Genomic DNA, 6,511 nt, shown 5'->3' with positions numbered 1-6,511 from the left:
GGACGACAAGCTGGCCGAGATCCCATTCTTCAAGCCGTCCGACGACGCGCCTGAAATGAAGTACCTGCACGAGCGCCGCAAGGCACTGGGCGGCTACCTGCCGCACCGCCGCACCAAGGCTGACGAGCAGCTGGTGGTGCCGCCGCTGGAAGCCTTCAAGGCCGTGCTGGAAGCGACGCCGGAAGGCCGCGAGATCTCCACCACCCAGGCTTACGTGCGTATCATCACCGCGCTGCTGCGCGACCAGTCGCTGGGCCAGCGCGTGGTGCCTATCCTGGTTGACGAGTCCCGCACCTTCGGTATGGAAGGCCTGTTCCGCCAGATCGGTATCTTCAATCAGCAGGGCCAGTTGTACGAGCCGGTCGACAAGGACCAGGTGATGTACTACCGCGAAGACAAGGCGGGCCAGATCCTGCAAGAGGGTATCAACGAAGCAGGCGGCATGAGCTCGTGGATCGCTGCGGCGACTTCGTACTCCAGCAACAACCGCGTGATGGTTCCGTTCTTCACCTACTATTCGATGTTCGGTCTGCAGCGCGTTGGCGACCTGGCATGGGCAGCTGGCGACATGCGCGCACGCGGCTTCCTGATGGGCGGTACCGCCGGCCGAACCACGCTGAACGGCGAGGGCCTGCAGCACGAAGATGGCCACAGCCACATCGTCGCGGCGACCATCCCGAACTGCATTCCTTACGACCCGACCTTCGGCCACGAACTGGCTGTGATCATTCATGACGGCCTGCGCCGCATGGTGGGTAACCAGGAAGACGTGTTCTACTACATCACCATCATGAACGAGAACTACTCCCACCCAGGCCTGAAGCCGGGCCAGGAGGAGGGCATCCTGAAGGGTATGTATCTGCTGCAGGAAGGCGACAAGAAGGCCAAGGAACGCGTACAGCTGGTGGGCTCCGGCACCATCCTGCGCGAGTCCATCTTCGCTGCCGAACTGCTGAAGAACGACTGGAACATCGCTGCTGACGTATGGTCCGCTCCGTCGCTGACCCTGGTGGCGCGTGAAGGTATCGACTGCGAGCGCTGGAACATGGTCAACCCGACCGCGGAACAGCGCGTGCCTTACGTGACTTCGCTGCTGCAGAAGTCGACCGGTCCTATCATTGCGACCACCGACTACATGCGCCAGTTCGCTGAACAGATTCGCCCATACATGCCGAAAGGCCGCTCGTACAAAGTGCTGGGCACCGATGGCTTCGGCCGTTCCGACAGCCGCGCCAAGCTGCGTGAGTTCTTCGAAGTTAACCGTTACTACATCACGGTTGCTGCGCTGCGCTCGCTGGCTGACGAAGGCAAGATCGCCATGTCCGTCGTGGAAGACGCGATCAAGAAGTACGGCATCAACCCGAACAAGCCAAATCCGGTGACCCAATAACGAGAAGACGGAGCGAAACTTATGAGCATGGTAGAAGTTAAAGTCCCGGATATCGGCGACTTCAAGGAAGTTGAAGTCATCGAGCTGATGGTCAAGGTCGGCGACACGATCAAGGTCGATCAGTCGCTGGTGACCGTGGAGTCCGACAAGGCCTCGATGGAAATCCCATCGTCGCAAACGGGCCTGATCAAGGAGATCAAGGTCAAGGTTGGCGACAAGGTGGCGGAAGGCTCGCTGCTGCTGATCGTTGAAGCTGATGGCGCTGCCGCTGCTCCGGCAGCTGCCGCCCCGGCTCCTGCGGCCGCTCCGGCGCCTGCTGCTGCGGCGCCTGCAGCCGCCGCGCCTGCGCCAGCCGCAGCGCCGGCTGCATCGGCTGGCCCGGTCGAGGTCAAAGTGCCTGATATCGGCGACTTCAAGGAAGTGGAAGTGATCGAAGTGATGGTCAAGGTTGGCGACACCATCGCCAAGGACCAGTCGCTGATCACCGTCGAATCCGACAAGGCTTCCATGGAAATCCCGTCCTCCCACGCTGGCGTGGTGAAGGAATTGAAGGTCAAGGTTGGCGACAAGGTCGCTGAAGGCTCGATCGTGCTGGTCGTCGACGCTGTCGGCGGTGGCGCTGCCGCCGCGCCGGCTGCAGCTGCTCCTGCGGCGGCTCCGGCACCAGCTGCCGCCGCTGCGCCAGCACCGGCCGCTGCGGCGCCGGCCCCTGCTGCCGCAACTGCGCCGTCCGCGCCAGGCGTCTCCGGCAAGCTGGCCCACGCCTCCCCATCCGTGCGCAAGTTCGCCCGCGAACTGGGCGTGGATGTGGCGATCGTGCCAGGCACCGGTCCGAAAGGCCGCGTGACCCAGCTGGACGTGCAGAACTTCGTTAAGGGCGTGATGTCCGGCGCGACCGCGTCGCCAGCAGGCGCCGCCGCTCCGGCAGGCGCTGGTGGCGGCATGAGCGTGCTGCCATGGCCGTCGCTGGACTTCAGCAAGTTCGGCGAAACCGAACTGCAGCCGCTGCCGCGTATCAAGAAGATCTCCGGCCCGAACCTGCATCGCAACTGGGTGATGATCCCGCACGTGACGCAGTTCGAAGATGCGGATATCACCGAGCTGGAACAGTTCCGCGTCGACAGCAACGCCGCCAACGCCAAGAACAAGGACGCCACCAAGCTGACCATGCTGGCCTTCGTGATCAAGGCATCGGTCGCCGCGCTGAAGAAATTCCCGTCCTTTAACTCGTCGCTGGACGAGAAGGGCGAGAACCTGATCCTGAAGAAGTTCTACAACATCGGTTTCGCCGCCGATACGCCGAATGGCCTGGTGGTGCCGGTCGTGAAAAACGCCGACCAGAAGTCCGTGACGCAGATCGCGAAAGAGATGACCGAACTGTCGCTGGCTGCTCGCGAAGGCAAACTGAAGCCGACCGATATGCAGGGCGCCACCTTCACCATCTCGTCGCTGGGCGGCATCGGTGGCTCGCACTTCACGCCTATCGTGAATGCACCTGAAGTGGCGATCCTGGGTCTGTCCAAGTCGCAGATGAAGCCAGTCTGGGACGGCAAGCAGTTCGTGCCGCGCCTGATGATGACGCTGTCGCTGTCCTACGACCACCGCGTTGTCGATGGCGCTTCCGGTGCACGCTTCGCCGTGTATCTGGCGGAAGTGCTGGGCGACATGCGCAAGATCCTTCTGTAAGGAGCCGCCATGACCGAGGTAAAAGTACCGAATATTGGCGACTTCAAGGAAGTGGAAGTCATTGAGCTGCTGGTCAAAGTTGGCGATACCGTCAAAGTGGACCAGTCGCTGGCGACCGTGGAATCCGACAAGGCGTCCATGGAGATTCCATCGACCCACGCTGGCGTGGTCAAGGAACTGAAGATCAAGGTTGGCGACAAGGTGAGCGAAGGTTCGCCGCTGCTGTTGATCGAAGAAGCTGCGGGCTCCACGGCGTCGGCTCCAGCTGCTGCACCGGCTCCGGCTGCGGCAGCACCTGCTGCCCCCGCGCCTGCCGCCCCCGCGCCTGCCGCTGCTCCGGCAGCGCCGGCGGCTGCAGCACCGGCACCGGTTGCAGGCGGCTACAGCGGCCAGGTCGACATCACCTGCGACATGATGGTCCTGGGCGGCGGCCCTGGCGGCTATTCGGCTGCCTTCCGCGCTGCGGACCTGGGCATGAACACGGTCATCGTCGAGAAGTATTCGACCCTGGGCGGCGTCTGCCTGAATGTGGGCTGCATCCCGTCGAAAGCCTTGCTGCACGTGGCATCGGTGATCGACGAAACCAGCCACATGTCCAAGACTGGCGTCACCTTCGCCAAGCCGCAGATCGACATCGACCAGGTGCGCAAGTACAAGGAAGGCGTGATCGGCAACATGACCGGCGGTCTCGCCGGCATGGCCAAGGCACGCAAGGTCAATGTGGTGCAGGGCGTTGGCCAGTTCATCAGCCCGAACCACATCGAAGTGACTGCTGCCGRCGGCAGCAAGAAGGTCGTGCAGTTCAAGCAGGCCATCATCGCTGCCGGTTCGTCCGTCGTGAAACTGCCGTTCGTGCCTGAAGATCCGCGTATCGTGGACTCCACCGGAGCGCTGGAACTGCGCTTCATGCCGAAGAAGATGCTGGTCATCGGCGGCGGCATCATCGGCCTGGAAATGGCCACCGTCTACTCCACTTTCGGCGCACGTATCGACGTCGTCGAAATGATGGACGGCCTGATGCAAGGCGCCGACCGCGACGCAGTGAAGATCTGGCAGAAATTCAACGAGAAGCGCTTCGACAAGATCATGACCAAGACCAAAACCGTTGGCGTGGAAGCGCTGCCGGAAGGTATCAAGGTCACCTTCGAAGCTGCCGAAGCCGGCGTCGCTGCTCCGGAACCGCAGATCTACGACATGGTCCTGGTGGCCGTTGGCCGTAGCCCGAACGGCAAGAAGATCGCTGCCGACAAGGCCGGCGTGGCCGTCACCGACCGTGGCTTCATCAACGTGGATGGACAGATGCGCACCAACGTGCCGCACATCTTCGCGATTGGCGACATCGTGGGCCAGCCGATGCTGGCGCACAAGGCCGTGCACGAAGGCCACGTGGCAGCGGAAGYAGCCCATGGCGAGAAGGCCTTCTTCGACGCCAAGGTGATCCCGTCCGTCGCTTACACCGATCCGGAAGTGGCATGGGTTGGCGTGACCGAAGACGAAGCCAAGGCGAAGGGCATCAAGGTCGAGAAGGGCCACTTCCCGTGGGCAGCCAGCGGCCGCGCTGTGGCCAATGGCCGCGCGGAAGGCTTCACCAAGCTGCTGTTCGACGCTGAAACCCACCGCATTATCGGCGGCACCATCGTCGGCACGCACGCCGGCGACATGGTTGGCGAGATCGCCCTGGCGATCGAGATGGGCGCCGACGGCGTCGATATCGGCCGCACGATTCACCCGCACCCAACGCTGGGCGAATCGATCGGCGTGGCCGCCGAAGTCTACGAAGGCGTCTGCACCGACTTGCCTCCGCCTCGCAAGAAGTAAGAACCCACGGCAAAAAACAGGTGTCAGCCACGATGTGGCTGACACCAGGTTTACGCCTCGGGTTTTATCAGGCGCGCCGCAGTTGGGGCGCGCCTTTGCGGTACCAGTTCACCAGCGCGCGGTGCGTGGGAAGGTCGCGCAGGGCATGCTGGCTGACTTCCTGGATCATGCGGAATTCCTTTTCCGCCGCAGCGCGGTCCGGCCAGTGGCCGTGGACTTCGGTGCAGAACTCCATCCCGTACAAAACGTACTGCCAGCTTGAGGGCGGGTACATCTCCACGTCCGTTACAAAGTCCAGACGATGCGGTGGACGGCTGCGCCACATGGCCAGCTTCTCGCGCAGCGATTCGGGAATGGTCGCCTCCAGCGTGTTCTCGACCCAGAAGTCTTCCGAACGCCGCGACAGGCAGTAGTGCATCTTCACGAAGTCCACGATCTTTTCGTAGCGCTGCCGCATTTGCTCGTTGAAGAACTTCGCGGCCGGTGCGAGATTGCCGTCGTGCGGGAAGAGATAGCTGAGCAGATAGGTTGCCGCTTCGATCAGGCCGATGCCGGACGATTCCAGCGGCTCCAGGAAACCACCGGATAAGCCAATCGCCACGCAGTTTTTGATCCAGTGCGTTTCGCGATAGCCCACGTTCAGCTTGAGCAAACGAGGCGACAAGCCATCGCCTGCCTCGCCCACATAACCGCGCAGGATCTGCTCCGCGCGTTCATCGCTGGTATGGCGGCTGGAATAGACGTAGCCCGTGCCGCGCCGGTCGTGCAGGCCGATATCCCAGGTCCATCCCGCTTCGTGCGCGGTCGAAATCGTGTAGGAAGCAATCGGCGCATCAGGCTGCGCATAGGGCACTTGCAGGGCCAGTGCGCGATCCACGAACAGCGTGTCGTTGATATTGCGGAAGGGCGATCCCAGAGCCTCGCCGATCAGGCGCGCACGGAAGCCAGTGCAATCCACGAACAGATCGGCGGTGAGCACACCCGCTTCGCGCGTGGTGACGGACGCAATGCTGCCATCTTCAGTCAACTGCACGCTATCGACGGTAGCTTCAATGCGCTTGACGCCCAGCGTCTGCGCGTGGCGGCAGAGCAGGGCGGCAAAGCTGGCCGCGTCGAAGTGATAGGCGTAGTTCAGCGGTGCGATGTAGTCCGCATCGCCAATCCGTTTGGGCGCGTGCGAGGCCGCAGCGACCGCCGTTTGCAGCGTCGATGCGGCAGCAAACGAAGTGCCGCCTGCTGCGCCACGCAGCCAGTAGGGCAGCAGCTCAGGACCACCGGGACGCTGCGAAGGCTGATTGAAAGGATGGAAGTAGTGGGCCGCGCCAGGCGTGCCCGGCTCGCGCACCCAGTGCGCAAAATGCACGCCTTGTTTGAAGGTCGCATGGCACTCGCGGATAAAGGTCGCCTCATCGATGCCCAGCGTCGACAGCGTGCCGCGAATGGAAGGGAAGGTGCCTTCGCCCACGCCGATGATGCCGATCTCCTTCGACTCGACCAGCGTCACGCCGACGCTGCTGCCGAGCGTGCGGGCCAGAAATCCTGCCGCCAGCCAGCCGGCGGTGCCGCCACCGACGATAAGAATATTCCTGATGGGTTGCATGCCCGGTCTCCCTGTCC

At 62.8% G+C, this 6,511-nt stretch carries 4 protein-coding genes; 3 read left to right on the top strand and 1 reads right to left on the bottom strand.

Annotation, left to right across the window (positions count from 1 at the left end):
• From AB4Z11_RS19260 to lpdA, 3 genes are all read left to right on the top strand, one after another.
• Window positions 1-1,390, top strand: a 1,390-nt coding sequence (locus AB4Z11_RS19260; protein ID WP_442026961.1) for a transketolase-like TK C-terminal-containing protein, incomplete at its 5' end; no start/stop codon positions are given.
• A gap of 21 nt (window positions 1,391-1,411) precedes the next feature.
• A complete protein-coding gene (gene aceF, locus AB4Z11_RS19255; protein WP_442026959.1) occupies window positions 1,412-3,076 on the top strand; it encodes a dihydrolipoyllysine-residue acetyltransferase in 1,665 nt (554 codons plus the stop codon).
• Window positions 3,077-3,085: 9 nt separating this feature from the next.
• Window positions 3,086-4,894: a dihydrolipoyl dehydrogenase gene (lpdA, locus tag AB4Z11_RS19250; RefSeq protein ID WP_442026958.1), complete on the top strand. Its 1,809-nt coding sequence runs from the start codon at window positions 3,086-3,088 to the stop codon at window positions 4,892-4,894.
• A gap of 67 nt (window positions 4,895-4,961) precedes the next feature.
• On the opposite strand, the gene AB4Z11_RS19245 is transcribed toward lpdA, so the two are convergent.
• A complete protein-coding gene (locus AB4Z11_RS19245; protein WP_442026956.1) occupies window positions 4,962-6,494 on the bottom strand; it encodes a tryptophan halogenase family protein in 1,533 nt (510 codons plus the stop codon).
• Window positions 6,495-6,511: the final 17 nt, after the last annotated feature.

The sequence above is a fragment of the Pseudoduganella sp. RAF53_2 genome (assembly GCF_052113985.1).
Lineage (GTDB): Bacteria > Pseudomonadota > Gammaproteobacteria > Burkholderiales > Burkholderiaceae_D > Rugamonas.
The sequence above is the reverse complement of the archived record's forward strand: the minus strand, read 5'-3'. Positions and strand labels throughout refer to the sequence as shown.